This is a genomic window from Cryobacterium sp. M25 (assembly GCF_002929635.1).
In the GTDB taxonomy this organism is placed as follows: Bacteria; Actinomycetota; Actinomycetes; order Actinomycetales; family Microbacteriaceae; genus Cryobacterium; species Cryobacterium sandaracinum.
In genome coordinates, this window is record NZ_PJJU01000036.1 from 1 (window position 1) to 15515 (window position 15515).

Genomic DNA, 15515 nt, shown 5'->3' on the forward strand with positions numbered 1-15515 from the left:
GCCCGAGCCAACAATAGCCCCTACCCCCACGCTCGAACCGGCACCGGCTCCAGCCCCCACCACGGAGCCGACGGGTGAGCCGACCCCGACACCAACACCCACCACTCCCCCAGCGTCCGGCGAAGAGCCGCCCGCACCCACGGAGCCTGAACCGGCCGCCGAGCCGACTGCACAGGTACCGGCACCGGCACCGGCAGAGCTGACCGCGGATGCCGGATCAGCCTCAGCCGATCGAGCTGCAGCAGCAGCAGCAGCAGACGCCCGAACGGCCGCCGCCGCCACTCAGGCCGCCTACGACGCAGCGAAACTGGCCTACGCCGGGGCCAAGGCCGACTATGACGCCACTGTCGTGCAGGCCGATCTGGTGCGCGACCAGGGCGCCGACGCCGCCGCCAGGGCCGAGGCATCCCGGCGGGCGCTGGCGACGCTCGTTCGCGCCACCCTGCAGCGATCGGGGCCCGAGCCCGTGGACGTGCTGCTCGCGGGCAGCAGCGACGGCAATGATTTGCTCGCCCGGCTCGCCACGCTCGAAAGCCTGGACCGGCTCACGAACAGCCTCGACGAGGTGCAGGCCCAGGTCGACGCCGACACGAAGCGTGAGAATGCGCTGCAGGACCAGGACGCCGCACTTCGGGCAGCGATCGAGGCCATCCCGCTCACCGACACCCGCTTCGCCATGGAGGGCGCCCAGCAGGAGCTCGATGCGGCCTCCGCTAAGGTGGCCGATCTCGCGGCGAGCACGCCGGTCGCCCTGGTTCTGACACCGCTGCCCAACCTGGTTCCCGCGGCCGGCACCGACGACTTCGGCGGCCGGCTCCGAGGCCAGCCGAGCAGTGCGGGCTGGGCCGCGCCGGCGGTCGGCTCCCTGACGGATGCCTTCGGTCCCCGGCACGATAAACCGCTGCCTGAGGTGAACGACTTCCACGGCGGCACCGACATCGGCGCGGCGTGCGGGGCGGCCGTCTATGCGGCGAGCGCGGGGGTCGTGGCCACGGCAGCACCTCTGGGTACCTACGGCAACTGGATCCTGATCAACCACAGCAACGGTATCGCCACCGGCTACGCGCATCTCGCCGAGGGCCAGACCCTCGTGAGCGTCGGCGAGACGGTCATCGCCGGGCAAGTCATCGCGAGCGTCGGCAGCACCGGGGCCTCCACCGGCTGCCACCTGCACTTCGAGGTGCGAACGGACGGCACCGCCGTCGACCCGCGGCCGTTCCTGGTGCAGCGCGGCGTGCAGTTCGGCTGAGTGCCTCGTGAGCGCGCCAAACTGGGGTCGTTTACGCCCAACGCGGCCGCGCGTGCCGTGCAGATAAACGCCGACCCAAACCACTACATGACCAACTACGACGCAGCTCGTGCTGTCGTGGCCGCGCAGACGACTGGGGATGCAGCGCGACCGGTCATGGTCAACACCGTCTTCTGGTCCCGCGACACAACCCTCACCACCACCATCAACCGCGCCACGACCAGGACACCGACCCCCGCGCCGGCACCGGTCGCGGTGCCCGACGACACCGCTGCAGCGGAGGTGGCAGCACATGGCGGACCACGACGACTGCGACTCGACCGACACTGACGAGGACACGGTCGACGTCCGCCAAATGTTCCTCAGACTGGCTCACCAGCCACCTCGCCACTGTCGAGGTCGTCGGAACTAAACCCACACCGTGGTGCGCCCCGTGGTGGCTCCACCCGGGAGAAGTCGCCCGGTCAAGGCCCTCTGGCACGCCATCATTCGAGCCGACGCTGGCGTCATGGACGGCGACCCTGAGCAAGGACACCTCTACCGCCGCAAGGGCACAACCGCCAGGATCGTGCCCGCGTTGATGCCGCCTAACGGCGTGGAACTCTAGCGGAACGCACCGCAGCGACAGTCTCGATACTCAGGTTGTTGCACCTCTGAGATTCCGGGTCAGGTGCCCGATCATTTGTCGACGAGGGTGTTTTCGAAGCTATAGAAGTCGGGCGCGTAGCAGTGCTGCCCGAACTTGACCGCACGGCCGGAGTTCTCAAACGCTGTCCGCGTCGTGGTCAACACCACTGCGCCCTTGGGCAGGAAAAGGAGCGCGCGCTCGGATGCGTTCGCTGCAATGCGCTGCTTCGCGACTGACATAGTCACGCCGCGCGAGCCGGGCGAATGCCTGGCCGACCCGTTCAGGTCCCGCAGGGAACCGCGGTCGTGGCTCGTGCGCCAGCGACCGGAAGGCCTGGGAGCTGATGGCCCCATCGATCCTTCGCGCATGCACCCCGGCCCGTGGAATCAAAGTCGGGGGCATCAGTTCCCCAGCACTGGCATCTGCCGTGTACGTCGTAACCCTTAGGATTCGTGACACAGATGTGCACAGCACCAACACCACCGATCAGAGATGAAATATGAAACTCCTTGCTCCTTCACTTCGCCTCGCCATCGTGCTCCTCGGTACAACTGCGATCGTGTCGACATTCTTCGACGCAGCCACCCGCGCCACGATCAACCCCTTCAACTTTTTCGGTTTTTTCACAATGCAGAGCAACATCATTGTGGTCATCGTGCTGGCAATCTCCGTCTTCGTTTCCTTCTCCGGGAGACACCAATCCCTACGTTTGGTATTAGCGCGAGGGTGTGCCACAACCTACATAGTGATCACCGGATTCGTTTACAACTTGCTGCTCGCCGGGCTCGAAGGGGGCGTCTCTCTGGCCTGGGCCAACAGTGTGATTGGCTGATCTACAACGACCGCAGCCCACTCCGATGGAACGAACTATGGATTGCCCTCATCTACCCCATCGTGTGGATCATGGTCGTGCTCCTCCGCGGGGCAACCGACGGATGGGTGCCCTACCCCTTCTTGAACCCGGCACAGGGATACGGCATCGTCGCGCTCTATGCCCTTGCTATCGCTGTTGCCACCGTCATTTTCGCCGCCGTCATCTGGACCGTAAGTCGGTTGAACCCCCTTCGCAGCCCCGCGCTGGCAGAGATACGGTAGCCGAACCCCTTACGGTGTTCGGAACCGAGGCGTCCGGTGGCATGACCAATAGCCGTGCGTCGTAGGCTCCCTAACCGCTGATTTCGCCGAGGAGGAGGACCACTTCATCTTGGGTGAGGCCACTGATCGGCCAGTCGTCGTCGGCCGAGAGGAGTTGGCCAATATGGCCTGCGACTTCTGCGGTAGTCAGCAGAAATGTGGAAAGTCCGTGTTCGCTTCCACCGGCGTTGTAAATTCCGGTGAGGCGTCGGTGTCCGGCACTGATATCTTCTCGAATCACGACTCAACCGGTCAGGAGACAGCCCCAGACCGGCAGCGAGTGCTATTGTCGCGATGACCTCAACCTGTATCGCACGTAGATCACTTGGTCATAATCAAGTTTCACCACATGTCACGAGCCTCGGCATTTCAGCAGTGGAGATCCTATGTGCAGAACAATGTCAACGGACGCCAGCTATCGAAGCGGACCAGTGCAGTGACGCCGAAGTCTGAGGCATCCGATCAACAGACGCTGATGCTCAGCATGGCTTCCGGTAATCAGGCCGCGTTCGGCCTGATCTACGATCACTTGAGTGACACGACGTTTGCGATCTGCAACCACCATCTAAAGACCCCGGCCGCGGTCGACGAGGCCATGCTCGGCCTGTGGCTGTACGTCTGGCAAAATGCGACGATGTTGTCGGGACTGGACGGGTCGCCTTGGTCCATCATTATTGGGACAGCGGAACACCACGCCGAGTTTCACGCTCAGACCGAGTGCCTGGCCCGAGAAACGGATACCACTCTGCTCGGATGAGTCCCGGTCCCCGGATGGCTCATCAGCACGCCAGTGACGAGGACAACGTCGCATGTAAGTTCGATAATTTCGTCCCCGTCACTGCCCTTGACCGAGTCGTAGGCGCCGGGTACACACCGGTCAGATCAGACGGACGTCACCCCGGAAAGATCGTATTCGGGATCTTCGCGGCCTGGCCGAATCGGAGCGACCACTCATTTCGGAGCACACCGTTACCGGGCTCGCAGTGGGCGAGCGAGAGGCAGGCCCGGTGGGCACCATTTCAATTTTAAGATGACGCCGGGCCAAGATTCTCCAGGCCATAGCTGCGACGGGGCAGAGAAACGAAGGTGGGCTCACCCGGGGAATACGGGCAGCGTCGAAGCGCACTTCGGAGTGTCGCTGAAGTCAAATACTGGCCGCGTCCTGAGGTTACGAGACATTTGCATCGCCGCCTCGTTTCGCTGGCTCCTATTGGCATCCAAAAAAATTTGCCGCCGCGCGCTGCTACTGAGTCACGGTCACTTGCTTGAAAAATCATTCGGGTCGAGTCCGGCAATTCGACGTGCATGGTCCTGGAGAGCTGCCTCGCTCATGGTGTAACCAGTATCTGCGAATCGTTCACGCAACGCGTCGAGAACTTGGGGCTTGCTGTGGCCAGCGAGGTCTGCCTCCTCCTGTGCGAGAATCCCCGCGACCTTGTCGTCATCCGATTGAGAGTGCTGGGCCTCAATCGGTTCATTCTGGGTGCTGCCATTGCCATTCATGCTGATCCTCTAATCTCCGAGTTTTGTCGGTAACGGCGAACGATAAGCGTGACGGCGCGCCGCGCGATCCTCCGAGGAGTCTCTCGGTTGTGGCGCTGCCGTTCGGGCGCGATGATGATCAACCTCGAAAGGCGTCTTTGATGTCTTCGCCCGCCTGCTTCAGGTCGGCTTTTGTTTGATCGGCCCTGCCTTCGGCTTGGAGTTTGTCGTTGTCCGTGGCATCACCCACCGCTTCTTTAGCCATACCGATGACTTTTTCTCCGTCATTCTTGAATTTGTCAGTGCCGCTCAAGTTTTCATTCCTTTCGCTTCCGCAATAATCATATGCACCAACTCGTTTGTACACACCTGCGAGGAGTGCACCCGGGGGGCTAGCATGCGGAGCGCATTTTCAGGAAAGCCATCTAGACCGCCAACGCTTGCGTTACCAAGGGCGGAACACGAATGAATACCGCCGATGTGTTGTGGATCGTCGCCGTGATCGTTGTTGTTTTGATGGTCGTCAGCTTGGTTTTCTACGTCGTGCGCCGTTGTGATCAGGAGCGCCGCAAACGTGACAAGGTGGATATGCGCCGCGCAGATGCGATAGGGGGCAGACGTGGTCGAACTTGAAGCCCGTGAACACGCAGCACCTGCACCCCGTGCCCGCGCCCGGACAGCCCTCCGCGTGAACGCGGCTCTGAGGTCTATCGGGCGTGGGGGCCGCTGACTCCTAGCCTCAATTTACCGGTGTGCCTCTGAGCGAGTCCTGGTTTCGGTTTGGCGGGCTTGGGGAGATTCAAGTGCGGGTGAGGTCTGGGTCTCGCGGCCCGGGGTGATCCCTGGCACTCCAGTTGATGCCGATGCTGGCTGGTTGGTTGGTTGGTCAGATTAGGCGGGTTGTCGTGGGCGGAAGTTCTGGTCGAACAGGGCCGTCCAGGGTTTCTCACAGTGCCAGTGCTCGGGCAGGTGCAGCGTAGTGCGCCGCGGGGAGGAGGAGACCCAGGCTGGGACGCTGACCAGTTTCCGGGGGATCGGTGCGGTGGTCGCTCGTGAGAGACCATTTTCAGCGATCGTTGCGTCGGCGGGGCAGTCCCAAACGCCATGACGGGCAGGACGAGCCATGCTGCGTTGGCGCTGAACACGCCCATATACAGGTGCGCCAAAACGCTGCTTGTGAGGTTTGTCGGCACCCCGTCTCCATGTTCCACCGAGCCGGATTCACCGAAATCGTCGCACCTCCCGAACCCGACCCATGATGAAACAGGCGCTCCTGCAGCGGCGCGCATGGTGAACTCCGCACCTTCCTATTACGTCATACCTTCTTCAGTGGATCATTTCCCCAGTTCATCAGCGAGTATCGCCATCGTGAGTGCTCGATATCAGAATCCGGTCCCTGTGCCCTGTGCCGCTTCACGTAGCTGACCACCTTATGCATGTGTTCGACATCGGACGCAGTCAGATCGGCTTTCTTCGTTCCAAGAATTGTCACGATTCTGCGACCGGACTTGTGCCCGATGGACTCCCCGCTGCCATCGATTTTTTGTCCGACCTCCTTGGATTCGTCCGTGTCGAGCCACGATTTGATCTCACTGGCGGTCATCGTGACCGCGTCTTTCCAGTCATCCCAGATCTCATCGACATCGTTCTGCTTATCTGCCATAAATCCATCATTGCGGTGATGATGCGCGGCAACAAGGGTCGTTCAGGCTTCGCGTGTGATCTCAACTTTCACGAAGTAGGGTCGAGCCACACATGGCCTTGACCCCGGAGAGTGGACACGGGTTAAGCGGCGAGTTGGATCTCTGCGGCCTGTGACGAGTATTGCATCTCGAAGTCCACTGGCGTGACGTGCCCGATCGCGGAGGGCCGGCGGCGGCGGTTGTAGCGGTCCTCGATCCAGTCCGCGACGCCGCGGATCGCGCGGGCTCGGGTGGGCCAAACCCGGCGGTAGTAGAACTCGGTTTTCAGGGTCGCGAAGAAGCTCTCGGCCATGGCGTTGTCGCAGCAGATCCCGGTGTATCCCATCGACCGGGTGATGCCGCTCTTGGCCGCGAAGAGAGTGATCTGTTCCGACGCCCTGGGTGCCACGGTCCGAGTGGAAGATCACCGTCGCCGGGCGGTCCCCGCGCAGAACCATGGCCATCGTGAGGCATCCTGGATGAGGTCGGTGCGCATATGGTCCGCGATGGCCCACCCGATGACGCAGCGGCTGTGAGCGTCGATGACGGTCGCCAAATACACCCATCCCTCCCACGTCCTCAGGTAGGTGATATCGCCCACCCAGACCTGGTTCAGCGCCCCGGTGTCCCACTGGCGTTTCACGGCGTCGACCGGGTACGCGTCAGTGTGGTCAATGATGGTGGTCGTCTTCCACTTCTCCGGACAGATGCCCGCCAATCCCAGGCGGCGCATGGTCGCGGCGACGGTTTTGCGGGAGATGATCTTCCCGTCCGCACGTAGATCGGCCAGGATCCTGGGGGCGCCGTAGACCTCGTCGGAATCGCCGTGGAAGAAGGCGACTTTCTGCTCGATGTGCACCCGGCGAATCGACGCCGGCGACGGCGCCCTGCCGATCCAGGCGTAGTAGCCCGAGCGGGAGATCTCGAGGAGGCGGACCATGCGGGTGATGGTGAAGTTGGTCTTCTCCGCCAGCATCAGTTCGAACGCAAGACGCTCGTATCCGATGCTTCCTGGGCGAAGAAGATGGACGCTTTTTTCAAGAACGCCCTGTCCAGTTTCAGGTCCGCGTTTTCCTTGCGTAGCCGCAGCAGCTCGGCCCGTTCAGACTCCGTCACCTCGGTCTGCCCAGTCTCGTTGCGAGCCTTGAACGCGCTCACCCAGCGGCCCAGAGTGGCCTCGTTGACTCCGAGCTCGCGGGCGACAGTTGCGACAGCCCTGCCGGTGGTTAAAACCAGCTTCACGGCCTCGTCTTTGTACTCAGGGGTGAAGTCCCGACGTGATCTTGCCATAGTGAACATTCTCTCTTGTGAGGTGTCCACTCGACGGGGTGAGGGCCAGAGCGACTTCCTCGACCATGAAGATGCGCTCTCCCTGGTCAACGCGATGCTGCTGCCAGCCCTGAGCGCCGAAATCGAGGACGGGCCTGGGACCCATCACAACAACAGTGGGTCCGCCGGAGCTGACCGGTGCGAAACCCGCGACCAAGCCACGAACTTACCGTCACTAGGCGCGGCGGAATGATCAACGGGCGACACGCGGGTGCCGTTATGGCTCGGAGTCCCCCCACTCCAACGATTAGCCCCGGTACTCATGCTCGTCTGTCCTTGGCGATACATGCCGGGGCTTTTTCGTTCGTACTCCCCGGCTCGCGTATTTGCAGCTCGCGAGGTCGGGTTCGGCCTCTATGGACACCCGGCCGTCGACCCCATGCGTCGAATCATAAATGGTGGGGAAGACGTCGCAGGCGTTGGCAACGGCTTCCGTGCTGAGCTCGAAGACGGTGTCCTCGACGCTGGTGCCAGTTGCTGCCTTCTGCGAGATAGCCGCGTCATATTCCGTACCCGATGTGATGGCGGCGTGGAAGATGCTGGGGTTGGTGGTGACACCGGTAACGGTTTTCTGCTCAATCAGCTTCCGGAGGCTGCCAGTCCGGAGGCGGCCGCGGGAGAGATCGTCCAGTCAGATGGAATCGCCGGCGTCGCACAGTCGCTGTGCGGGGGTAGTTGTCATGTCATAACTCCTTGGACTCGGGGATTGTCGTCAAGATTGTGCTCCGGACGTGAAACCGGTTAAGACGGCGCGCAGTGCCGCAGCAGTGTTCAGCGTCGGTCCTTGGGTATCCTCCCTGCCAACCGCCGCTACGCCAGGGCGGCGATGACCCAGCTCGCCCGGTGGGACGCGCCCGGCGACAGCCAGATGAGGTCGGTCCCGGAATTGAAGGCGTCCGGCGCGCAGGTCATCGGCTCGACGGCCAGGCCGAGCCGGTTCATCCCCGGCGTCGGCAAGTCCGCGGTGTGGATCTGTAGCCAGGGGCAGTCCGTTCCCCAACTCATGGCCACGCCGCTGCCGTCGGTATCGCGCAGCTCGACGGTGGCAACGCCGTCGGAGTCGCGCACGAGCCCGGTGAAGGCGTGGTCGATCTGCACAGAGCCGATCGGGCACGGCTGGCGGAAGTCGAACGGGCCGTCGACGACGTCGGCGAGGCCGTCGGGCAACAACCGGTCGGGTGTGACCCGCAAGTATCGCTCGGCTGGCAGGCTGAGCTGCCAGGTGTGCAGCGGCGAGTCGCCTGCGCGCAGGTAGGGGCGCGGGCAGACCCCGTATGGAGCCGTGCCGGTGCCGGCGTTCGTGGCCTCGATTGACGTCGTGAGCCCAACCGGTGAGAGCCAGTAGCGGGCTAGGAGGTCGAGCTGGAACGGGTAGCCGTCGCCGACGGGTAGCCGGAGGCCCAGCACCACCTCGCTGTCACTGTGGTGCACTAGTCGCCAGGCACGGTCGTAGACGAGCCCGTGCAGGGCGCACTCGCGCGAGGGCTCGTTGATCGGCAGCTGTTGGGTCACCCCGTCGAGGTGGTACCGCCCGTCGGCGATCCGGTTGGGCCAGGGCGCGGCGAGCACCCCGCGGAAGTTCACCATCGGCTGATCCTCCGCAAAGCTGACGATCAGGTCCCGTGAGTCATACTGCAGCACTCGCAGGGTGGCTCCGGTCCCCGTCACGACGGCACGGTAGCCGTGGCCGGTGATTTCGTACTGAGCCCCTGAAGGCGCCGCAGCCATCACACCCTCTTCGCTCATGACGACTCGGTCACTCCGCCCGCAGTTCGAGAGCCGTCCAGGAGACCGGCGGAAGAGTGAGCGTGACCACTCCGTTCGCGCACAGCGCCGACGCGTTGGTGGCCAGGCCGACGCGGTCGCGGGCCTCGAGCGTGTTCGCGGCGTAGACATCCGTGTCGCTTAGGGTCTGCACCTCGACGATGCCCACGGGCCCGAGCGCGGCGACATCGATCGTGATCGTCGCGTCCTCCATCTGCGAACGGTTCACCAGGAACACGGATGTCCCCCCGGTCGCCGCGTCGTGGGTCGCGACCGCGTCGACGAGCGGCACGGTGCCGTATACCTCGGTGTCGTAGTGCTCTGCCTCGAGCTTGACCTCGAGGGCGACCCCTGTGGCGAGCCGCGAGGTGACCGCGAACGGGAAGAAGGTCGTCTGCCGCCAGGCCGGCCCGTTCGGCTCGGTCATGATCGGAGCGATCACGTTGACGAGCTGCGCGAGCGACGCGCTCGTCACGCGGTCGGCATGCTTGAGCAGTGAGATCAGCAGGCTGCCGAACACCACGGCATCCGCCACCGTGTAGGAGTCCTCTAGCAGGCGCGGCGCGACCGGCCAATTGTCGATTCCGGTGATCTTGTCGACGCCCTCGAACCGGTCGATATACCAGACGTTCCACTCGTCGAAGGAGATGTTGATGGTCTTGTCGCTCCCCCGAACGGCCTTCACGTGGTCGGCGGTCGCGACGACCGATTCGATGAAACGGTCCATGTTGACGCCGGAGGCCAGGAAGGAGTCGAGGTCGCCGTTCTTCTCCTCGTAGTAGGCGTGGCAAGAGATGTAATCGACGTCGTCATAGGTGTGGCCGAGCACAACGCGTTCCCACTCGCCGAAGGTCGGCATCTGCGCGCTTGAGGAGCCGCAGACCACCAGTTCGACCGATGGGTCGAGCTGGCGCATCCCCTTCGCGGCGCGGGAGGCGATCTTGCCGTAGTCGTCGGCCGAGCGGTGGCCGAGCTGCCACGGGCCGTCCATCTCGTTACCGAGGCACCACATCTTCACGCCGAAAGCATCCCGCTTCCCGTTGGCGATCCGACGTTCGGCGAGGTCCGTGCCGTTGCCGAGGTTGGCGTATTCGAGCAGGTCAAGCGCTTCCGCCACACCCCGGGTACCGAGGTTGACGGCGAGCATGAGCTCGCTGCCGACCTTCTCCAGCCACGACGAGAACTCATGCAGGCCGATCTGGTTGGTCTCGGTGGAATGCCAGGCCAGGTCGAGCCGGGTCGGCCGCGCAGCCCGCGGGCCCACGCTGTCCTCCCAGCGGAAGCCGGAAACGAAGTTGCCGCCCGGGTAGCGGATCGCCGACACGCCGAGTTCCTTGACGAGGTCGATCACGTCTTCGCGGAATCCTTCCGCGTCGGCCGAGGCGTGCCCGGGTTCATAGATGCCGTCGTAGACGCACCGGCCGAGGTGTTCGACGAACGATCCGAACAGGCGGCGGTTGATGGCTCCGACCGTGAAGTGCGGGTCGAGGGTGAGGCTGGCGGTAGACATGGTGTTTCTTTCTTCGTGCTGGTCAAGACGTGGGAGAGTGCGAATGACGGATGTCCGGGGCCCGGGCCGCCGCCTACTTGAGTGCGCCGAGCGAGAGGCCACCCTGCCAGTACTTCTGTAGGGAGAGGAACGCGATGATGAGCGGGAGCACCGAGACGAAGGCCCCCGTGACGATCAGGTTCCAGACCTGTTCGCCGCCGGCTCCGGCGTTGGACAGCGCCTGCCAGTTGTTGAGTCCGACAGTCACAGGCAACAGGTTTGGGTCGCTGAGCACGGCCAGCGGCAGGAAGAAGTTATTCCAGGTACCGACCACCGAGAGCAGCAGTACCGTGACGATGGCGGGCCGCAGCAGCGGCAGCGCCACCTGGAAGAAGGTGCGCAGTTCGCCGGCTCCGTCAACGCGGGCGGCGTCGAGCAGTTCATCCGGAATGGCATCCTGCGTGTAAACCCTCATCAGGTAGACGCCGAAAGGACTCAGCAGCGAGGGCAGGATGACGGCCCAGATCGTGTTGACCAGGCCGAAGTTGCTCAGCAGCACGAAGGTCGGGATCACAAGCGCCGTCATGGGCACCATCACGGCGCCCAGCAGCAGCGAGAAGAAGGCGTTGCGCCCGCGGAACCGGTACTTCGCGAAGCCGTAGCCGGCGAGCACCGCGAGGATGGTGGCGCCGATTCCGCCGGTGAACGCGTAGAAGAATGAGTTGCCCAACCAGCGCCAGTAGATGCCGCCCTGGTGTTCGAACAGCCCCGCGATGTTGTTCCACAGGTTGAAGTTCTGATCGAACCAGAGCGGCCCACCAGTACCACTGAAGAGCCCAGCGGTGTCCTTGGTCGCGGCCACGGCGAGCCACCACAACGGGGTGATGAAGTAGATCACGAGGATGAGCAACAGGACGTGCGACCCAATCCGTCTGCCACCGTCGCGCGTGGTGTTACGGCGGCGTACGAGGGAGCCTGAGTCGACCTGGCTGGGCTGCACGGCGGCATCCCCCCGGGGCGTGAGAATCGCCATTATTTGAGTCCGCTCTGCTTGCGGGTGAGGAAGAGGAAGAGATAGGAACCGATGAAGACCACGATGCCGAGCGCGAACGAGATCGCCGCGGCGTAGTTGAACTGGCTGTAGGAGAAGGCAAGCGAGTACGCGTACATGTTCGGTGTGTAGGAGACAGGAATGGCACCCTGGGCGACGGCGCGCAGCACCTGCGGTTCGGTGAAGAACTGGAGGGTGCCGATCAGGGAGAAGATCAGCACCATCACCATCGAGGAGGAGATCATCGGCACCTTGACTCGGAGGGCGATCTGCCGGCCATTCGCGCCGTCCAGCCGGGCGGCTTCGTAGATCGCCGGGTCGATACCGCGGAGGGCTGCGTAGATGATGATCATGTAGTAGCCGGCCCACTGCCAGGTGACGATGTTGACGAGGCTCGCGAAGATGCTGCCCTGGGACAGGAAGTCGGGCGCGGCGAGGCCGACGAGGCCGAAGATATCGGTGGCCGGTCCGAAACGGGGGCTGTAGAGGAAGCCCCACATCAACGCCCCGATCACGACGGGGATGGCGTAGGGCACGAAGATCATCAGTCGGGAAAACTTCGACAGGGCGGTGGAGAGGTTGTCGAGCACGAGCGCAGCCACGAGGGCGACGATCATCTGGGCGGGGATCATAATCAGCGCGAACTGGCCGACCCGTCCGAGTCCGCCGAGGAAGATCGGGTCGGTGAAGGCTTTCACGTAGTTCGCGAACCAGGTGAAGGTCGTGCCGGTGGCTAGGGTGCTCGTGTGCAGGCTCATCCAGAACGCGTAAGCGAGCGGTGCCACCAGGAAGGTGAGGAAGACGATACCGAACGGGGCTACGAACAGCCAGCCCCAGCGTTGGCGCTTGCGGTCCATCAGATCGATGCTGTTTCTTCGCGGCTTCCGAACCGGCAGCGGCGGGGCCGCCTTGGTGGCCGCAGGCGTGAGTGCCATGAATTCATCCTTTTTCCAAGCGAAGCCCAGATGGGCTGAGGGATGCTGTCGGCCAGCCAGTGCGACCGGCCGACAGCGGGTGCGGTGTGAGCCGCCTTACTTGGCGACCGTGAACCCCTGCTCGGCCGCGTACTTCACGAGGGTGGCCTGCAGGTCGTCGAGCGCCTGCGAACCGTCCTGTTCGCCCTGCACCATGGAGTAAAGCTCCTCGGTGAGCTGGTCGTAGGCGTAATTCTGGAACGGGCTGAACGTCGCGCCGCCGTAGCCGGCAGCCGCAGTCAGGAAGACCTCCTTGTTGATCTGCTGTCCACCGAAGAACGGGTACTCAAGGTTGACGAAGTATTCGGAGTCGAGCATCGGCGTGTAGGAGGGGAACAGTGCGCCCTTTTCGACGCCGATCTTCCACGCCTCGTCTGTGCCGAAGATCTCGATGGCTACCTGGGCGGCGAGCTCCTTGTCCGTGGCCTGGCTGGTCACGGCGAAGGTCGAACCACCCCAGTTGACCTGCACAGGGTTGGCCGTGTCCCACTGCGGCAGCGGGGCGACGCGCCAGACGGCCCCCGTGTCGGCGTCGGAGAGCCCCTGCAGATAGCCGGGTCCCCACGCCGCGGCGAGGTAGACGGCGTAGGTGCCGTCGACCAGGCTGGTGTTGTAGTCGGCGGTGAAGGCGTCGTCGGTTGTGACAAGACCCTTCTGTACGAGGTCGTTCCAGTAGTTCAGCACGTCCTTCGATCCCTGGTCGTCAACGGCGATGCCAATGTCGATCGGGCTAGTCGAGTCGTAGGTGAACGGCACAGATCCGGCCTGGGCGAAGAGAGCCTGGTTGAAGGCCCGGCCGTTGGTGGGGAAGTTGACGAGCACGCCATCGGAGCCGGCGGTCTTGAGGGCCTGCGCCGCGGTCGCGAACTCGGCCCAGGTGGTGGGAACGGGAATACCGTACTGGTCGAAAAGATCCTGTCGGTAGAGCATTCCCATCGGGCCGCCGTCGACCGGGATGGCATAGACGGCGTCGCCGCTCGACGCGTCCTTCCAGGAGCCCTCGGTGTACTTGTCCTTCATGTCGTTGGCGCCGTATTCCGTGAGGTCGACGAGGGCATCGCGGATGGTAAAACTCGAGAGCACCTCGGACTCAAGCATGATGACGTCCGGGGCGCCGGACTTCGACTCGATCGAGGTGGAGAACTTGGTGTATTCATCGTTGCCCTGGCCGGCGTTCGTCCAGCAGACCTGCACGTCGTCGTGGCTGGTGTTGAACACGTCTACGACCTCTTCGAACGCGGGGTACCAGGCCCAGACCGTGACCTGGGGTGCTTCCTTATTCACGATCTTGTTCGTGCAGGAGGCTTCCGGCTTCGACTTCGATGCGGCGCCATCGGCGGAGCATCCGGTGAGTGCGGCGGCGGCGACGGCGATGACGCCGATCGCGGCCATGAACTTGACCTTCATGTTTTTTGGTTTCCTCTCACGGTGGTGGAACACCGTTGTTCGTACTGTGATCAGCGCGCGAGGCGGCTGAGTGGTGCAGGAGTTGGTGCGGTCAATCCGAGACACCAGCGGGGGGCGCGGGCCGTTGCTGGCAAATTTACAACGTTGTAGGTAAACGTTGTAAATTTATCATTGCGAGTCCAGAGGCTTGCTGTCAAGCGAATTGCCGAGATTTCTCCGAGTACAGGCGGTCAAGCGGTGAGGGACACCGTGGACTCACGTTCAACCACGCGGAAATCGGCCAGCACCTCCCGGGGCGGGGCGGCCGGGTTCGTCTCCGCGATGCGTTCGAGCAGGATTCGCACGGCGGTCTCGGCAATCTCCTCCCGGCCGGGATCGACGGTGGAGAGGGTCGGCAGGCTGTACTGGGCCTCGTCGAGGTCGTCGAAGCCAATCGTCGAGACATCCTCCGGGATGCGCAGACCTGCCTCCTGCATCACCCGCATGGCGCCGAGGGTCAGGGTGTCGTTGAGCCCGAAGACGGCATCGAATCGCACCCCCGACGCGAGGAGGTCGCGCATCGCGGACGCGCCGTTCGATCGGTGCCACAGCGTCGTATATCCGACCAGGGCAGGGTCGAACGGGATGCCGGCAGCCTCAAGTGCCTCGCGGTAGCCCCGAAGACGCAGACCGGCCGATCCGATGATTTCCCCCTCGTGCGCGCCAATAATGGCGATGCGCCGGCGCCCCTGACTGATCAGGTGTTCGGTCGCGGCCCTCGCGGCGTCCACGTTGCGCATCGTGACGTGATCCGTCGGGCCACCGAAGATGCGCTCACCCAGCAGCACGAGCGGATAGCCCACCCGCAGGTACTCGGAGTCGTCGCTGTCCATGCCGAGGGCGCTGAAGAGCAGGCCGTCGGTCATCTGTCGGCGCGGGCTGGAGAGCAGCTCGATCTCCCGTCGGCGGTCGCCACCGGTCTGTTCGATCAGCACGGTCATGTGGTGGCGCTCGGCGGAGCGGATCACGGCGTCCGCGAGTTCCGCGAAGTAGCTGAGCGACAGCTCCGGCACGGCGAGCCCGATCACACCCGTGCGCCCGGAGCGTAAACTGCGGGCCGACAGGTTGGGCTGATAGTCGAGTTCCGCAATCGCCTCAACGACGCGCTGCTTGGTCGACGGCCGGATGTGTGGGTAGTCGTTGATGACATTGGAGACCGTCTTGATAGAGACCCCGGCGATCCTCGCAACGTCGTGCAGCGTTGCCGCCATGAGGACTCCTTAAGTGTGCGATTGACGAATGCGTCGACATCCGATCACATTTTACAACGTTGCATCTACCGCCCGC

At 63.5% G+C, this 15515-nt stretch carries 20 protein-coding genes and 1 pseudogene; 6 read left to right on the forward strand and 15 right to left on the reverse strand.

The features are described from left to right. Both CXY81_RS03100 and CXY81_RS15985 read left to right on the forward strand, forming a co-directional pair. The coding region (locus CXY81_RS03100) for a M23 family metallopeptidase (RefSeq protein ID WP_146067599.1) at window positions 1-1249 on the forward strand (1249 nt) is incomplete at its 5' end. Window positions 1250-1336: 87 nt separating this feature from the next. Further along, a complete protein-coding gene (locus CXY81_RS15985) occupies window positions 1337-1579 on the forward strand; it encodes a hypothetical protein (RefSeq protein WP_146067600.1) in 243 nt (80 codons plus the stop codon). Between the two features lie 348 nt (window positions 1580-1927). Here CXY81_RS15985 and CXY81_RS16820 read toward each other — a convergent pair whose 3' ends face one another. Further along, window positions 1928-2116 (reverse strand): UTRA domain-containing protein, encoded by a 189-nt coding sequence (locus tag CXY81_RS16820; RefSeq protein WP_233193950.1) that lies wholly within the window; start codon window positions 2114-2116, stop codon window positions 1928-1930. A gap of 260 nt (window positions 2117-2376) precedes the next feature. Between CXY81_RS16820 and CXY81_RS17175 the strand changes: the two genes are divergently transcribed. Continuing rightward, window positions 2377-2709, forward strand: coding sequence for a Pr6Pr family membrane protein (locus CXY81_RS17175; protein WP_104193933.1), 333 nt, complete (start codon window positions 2377-2379; stop codon window positions 2707-2709). After that, complete coding sequence (locus CXY81_RS16570) at window positions 2604-2972, forward strand: Pr6Pr family membrane protein (protein WP_199182932.1); 369 nt, start codon at window positions 2604-2606, stop codon at window positions 2970-2972. The genes CXY81_RS17175 and CXY81_RS16570 overlap by 106 nt, the downstream gene beginning before the upstream one ends. A gap of 70 nt (window positions 2973-3042) precedes the next feature. Here the strand turns inward: CXY81_RS16570 and CXY81_RS15995 are convergent, their stop codons facing one another. Then, window positions 3043-3252, reverse strand: coding sequence for a hypothetical protein (locus CXY81_RS15995; protein ID WP_146067602.1), 210 nt, complete (start codon window positions 3250-3252; stop codon window positions 3043-3045). A 147-nt stretch (window positions 3253-3399) separates the two neighbouring features. On the opposite strand from CXY81_RS15995, the gene CXY81_RS03120 reads away from it, so the two are divergent. After that, window positions 3400-3768 (forward strand): hypothetical protein, encoded by a 369-nt coding sequence (locus CXY81_RS03120; RefSeq protein WP_146067603.1) that lies wholly within the window; start codon window positions 3400-3402, stop codon window positions 3766-3768. 500 nt (window positions 3769-4268) lie between these two features. Here CXY81_RS03120 and CXY81_RS16000 read toward each other — a convergent pair whose 3' ends face one another. Next, on the reverse strand, window positions 4269-4514 hold the full coding sequence (locus CXY81_RS16000; RefSeq protein ID WP_146067604.1) for a hypothetical protein: 246 nt from the start codon (window positions 4512-4514) through the stop codon (window positions 4269-4271). 118 nt (window positions 4515-4632) lie between these two features. Then, window positions 4633-4806 (reverse strand): CsbD family protein, encoded by a 174-nt coding sequence (locus tag CXY81_RS03130; RefSeq protein WP_104169477.1) that lies wholly within the window; start codon window positions 4804-4806, stop codon window positions 4633-4635. Window positions 4807-4958: 152 nt separating this feature from the next. Between CXY81_RS03130 and CXY81_RS16275 the strand changes: the two genes are divergently transcribed. Then, window positions 4959-5126, forward strand: a complete 168-nt coding sequence (locus CXY81_RS16275) for a hypothetical protein (protein ID WP_158251986.1) — start codon at window positions 4959-4961, stop codon at window positions 5124-5126. Window positions 5127-5808: 682 nt separating this feature from the next. Here the strand turns inward: CXY81_RS16275 and CXY81_RS03135 are convergent. The 11 genes and pseudogenes from CXY81_RS03135 to CXY81_RS03175 form a co-directional block, all read right to left on the reverse strand. Further along, a complete protein-coding gene (locus CXY81_RS03135; protein WP_104102610.1) occupies window positions 5809-6156 on the reverse strand; it encodes a DUF3140 domain-containing protein in 348 nt (115 codons plus the stop codon). 122 nt (window positions 6157-6278) lie between these two features. Continuing rightward, a complete protein-coding gene (locus CXY81_RS17375) occupies window positions 6279-6584 on the reverse strand; it encodes an integrase core domain-containing protein (protein WP_369828333.1) in 306 nt (101 codons plus the stop codon). Window positions 6585-6599: 15 nt separating this feature from the next. Further along, window positions 6600-7151: a DDE-type integrase/transposase/recombinase gene (locus CXY81_RS17380; RefSeq protein WP_369828334.1), complete on the reverse strand. Its 552-nt coding sequence runs from the start codon at window positions 7149-7151 to the stop codon at window positions 6600-6602. Beyond that, on the reverse strand, window positions 7151-7465 hold the full coding sequence (locus tag CXY81_RS17385) for a transposase (RefSeq protein ID WP_369828335.1): 315 nt from the start codon (window positions 7463-7465) through the stop codon (window positions 7151-7153). The genes CXY81_RS17380 and CXY81_RS17385 overlap by 1 nt, the downstream gene beginning before the upstream one ends. Before the next feature lie 373 nt (window positions 7466-7838). After that, window positions 7839-8135: pseudogene (locus tag CXY81_RS03145) on the reverse strand (transaldolase family protein); the annotation flags it as partial. Window positions 8136-8314: 179 nt separating this feature from the next. After that, window positions 8315-9250 carry an aldose 1-epimerase family protein gene (locus CXY81_RS03150; protein WP_233193951.1) on the reverse strand — a complete coding sequence of 312 codons (936 nt, stop codon included), beginning with the start codon at window positions 9248-9250 and terminating at the stop codon, window positions 8315-8317. Between the two features lie 10 nt (window positions 9251-9260). Then, a complete protein-coding gene (locus tag CXY81_RS03155) occupies window positions 9261-10778 on the reverse strand; it encodes an alpha-N-arabinofuranosidase (protein ID WP_104102625.1) in 1518 nt (505 codons plus the stop codon). 73 nt (window positions 10779-10851) lie between these two features. Next, window positions 10852-11790: a carbohydrate ABC transporter permease gene (locus CXY81_RS03160; protein ID WP_104193937.1), complete on the reverse strand. Its 939-nt coding sequence runs from the start codon at window positions 11788-11790 to the stop codon at window positions 10852-10854. Then, window positions 11790-12743 (reverse strand): carbohydrate ABC transporter permease, encoded by a 954-nt coding sequence (locus tag CXY81_RS03165; RefSeq protein ID WP_233191503.1) that lies wholly within the window; start codon window positions 12741-12743, stop codon window positions 11790-11792. Before CXY81_RS03165 ends, CXY81_RS03160 begins: the two co-directional genes overlap by 1 nt. Window positions 12744-12839: 96 nt before the next feature. After that, a complete protein-coding gene (locus CXY81_RS03170) occupies window positions 12840-14189 on the reverse strand; it encodes an ABC transporter substrate-binding protein (RefSeq protein WP_104193938.1) in 1350 nt (449 codons plus the stop codon). Between the two features lie 230 nt (window positions 14190-14419). Next, the gene (locus CXY81_RS03175) at window positions 14420-15439 is read right to left on the reverse strand and encodes a LacI family DNA-binding transcriptional regulator (protein ID WP_104102633.1); all 1020 of its coding nucleotides are present in this window, start codon (window positions 15437-15439) and stop codon (window positions 14420-14422) included. Window positions 15440-15515: the final 76 nt, after the last annotated feature.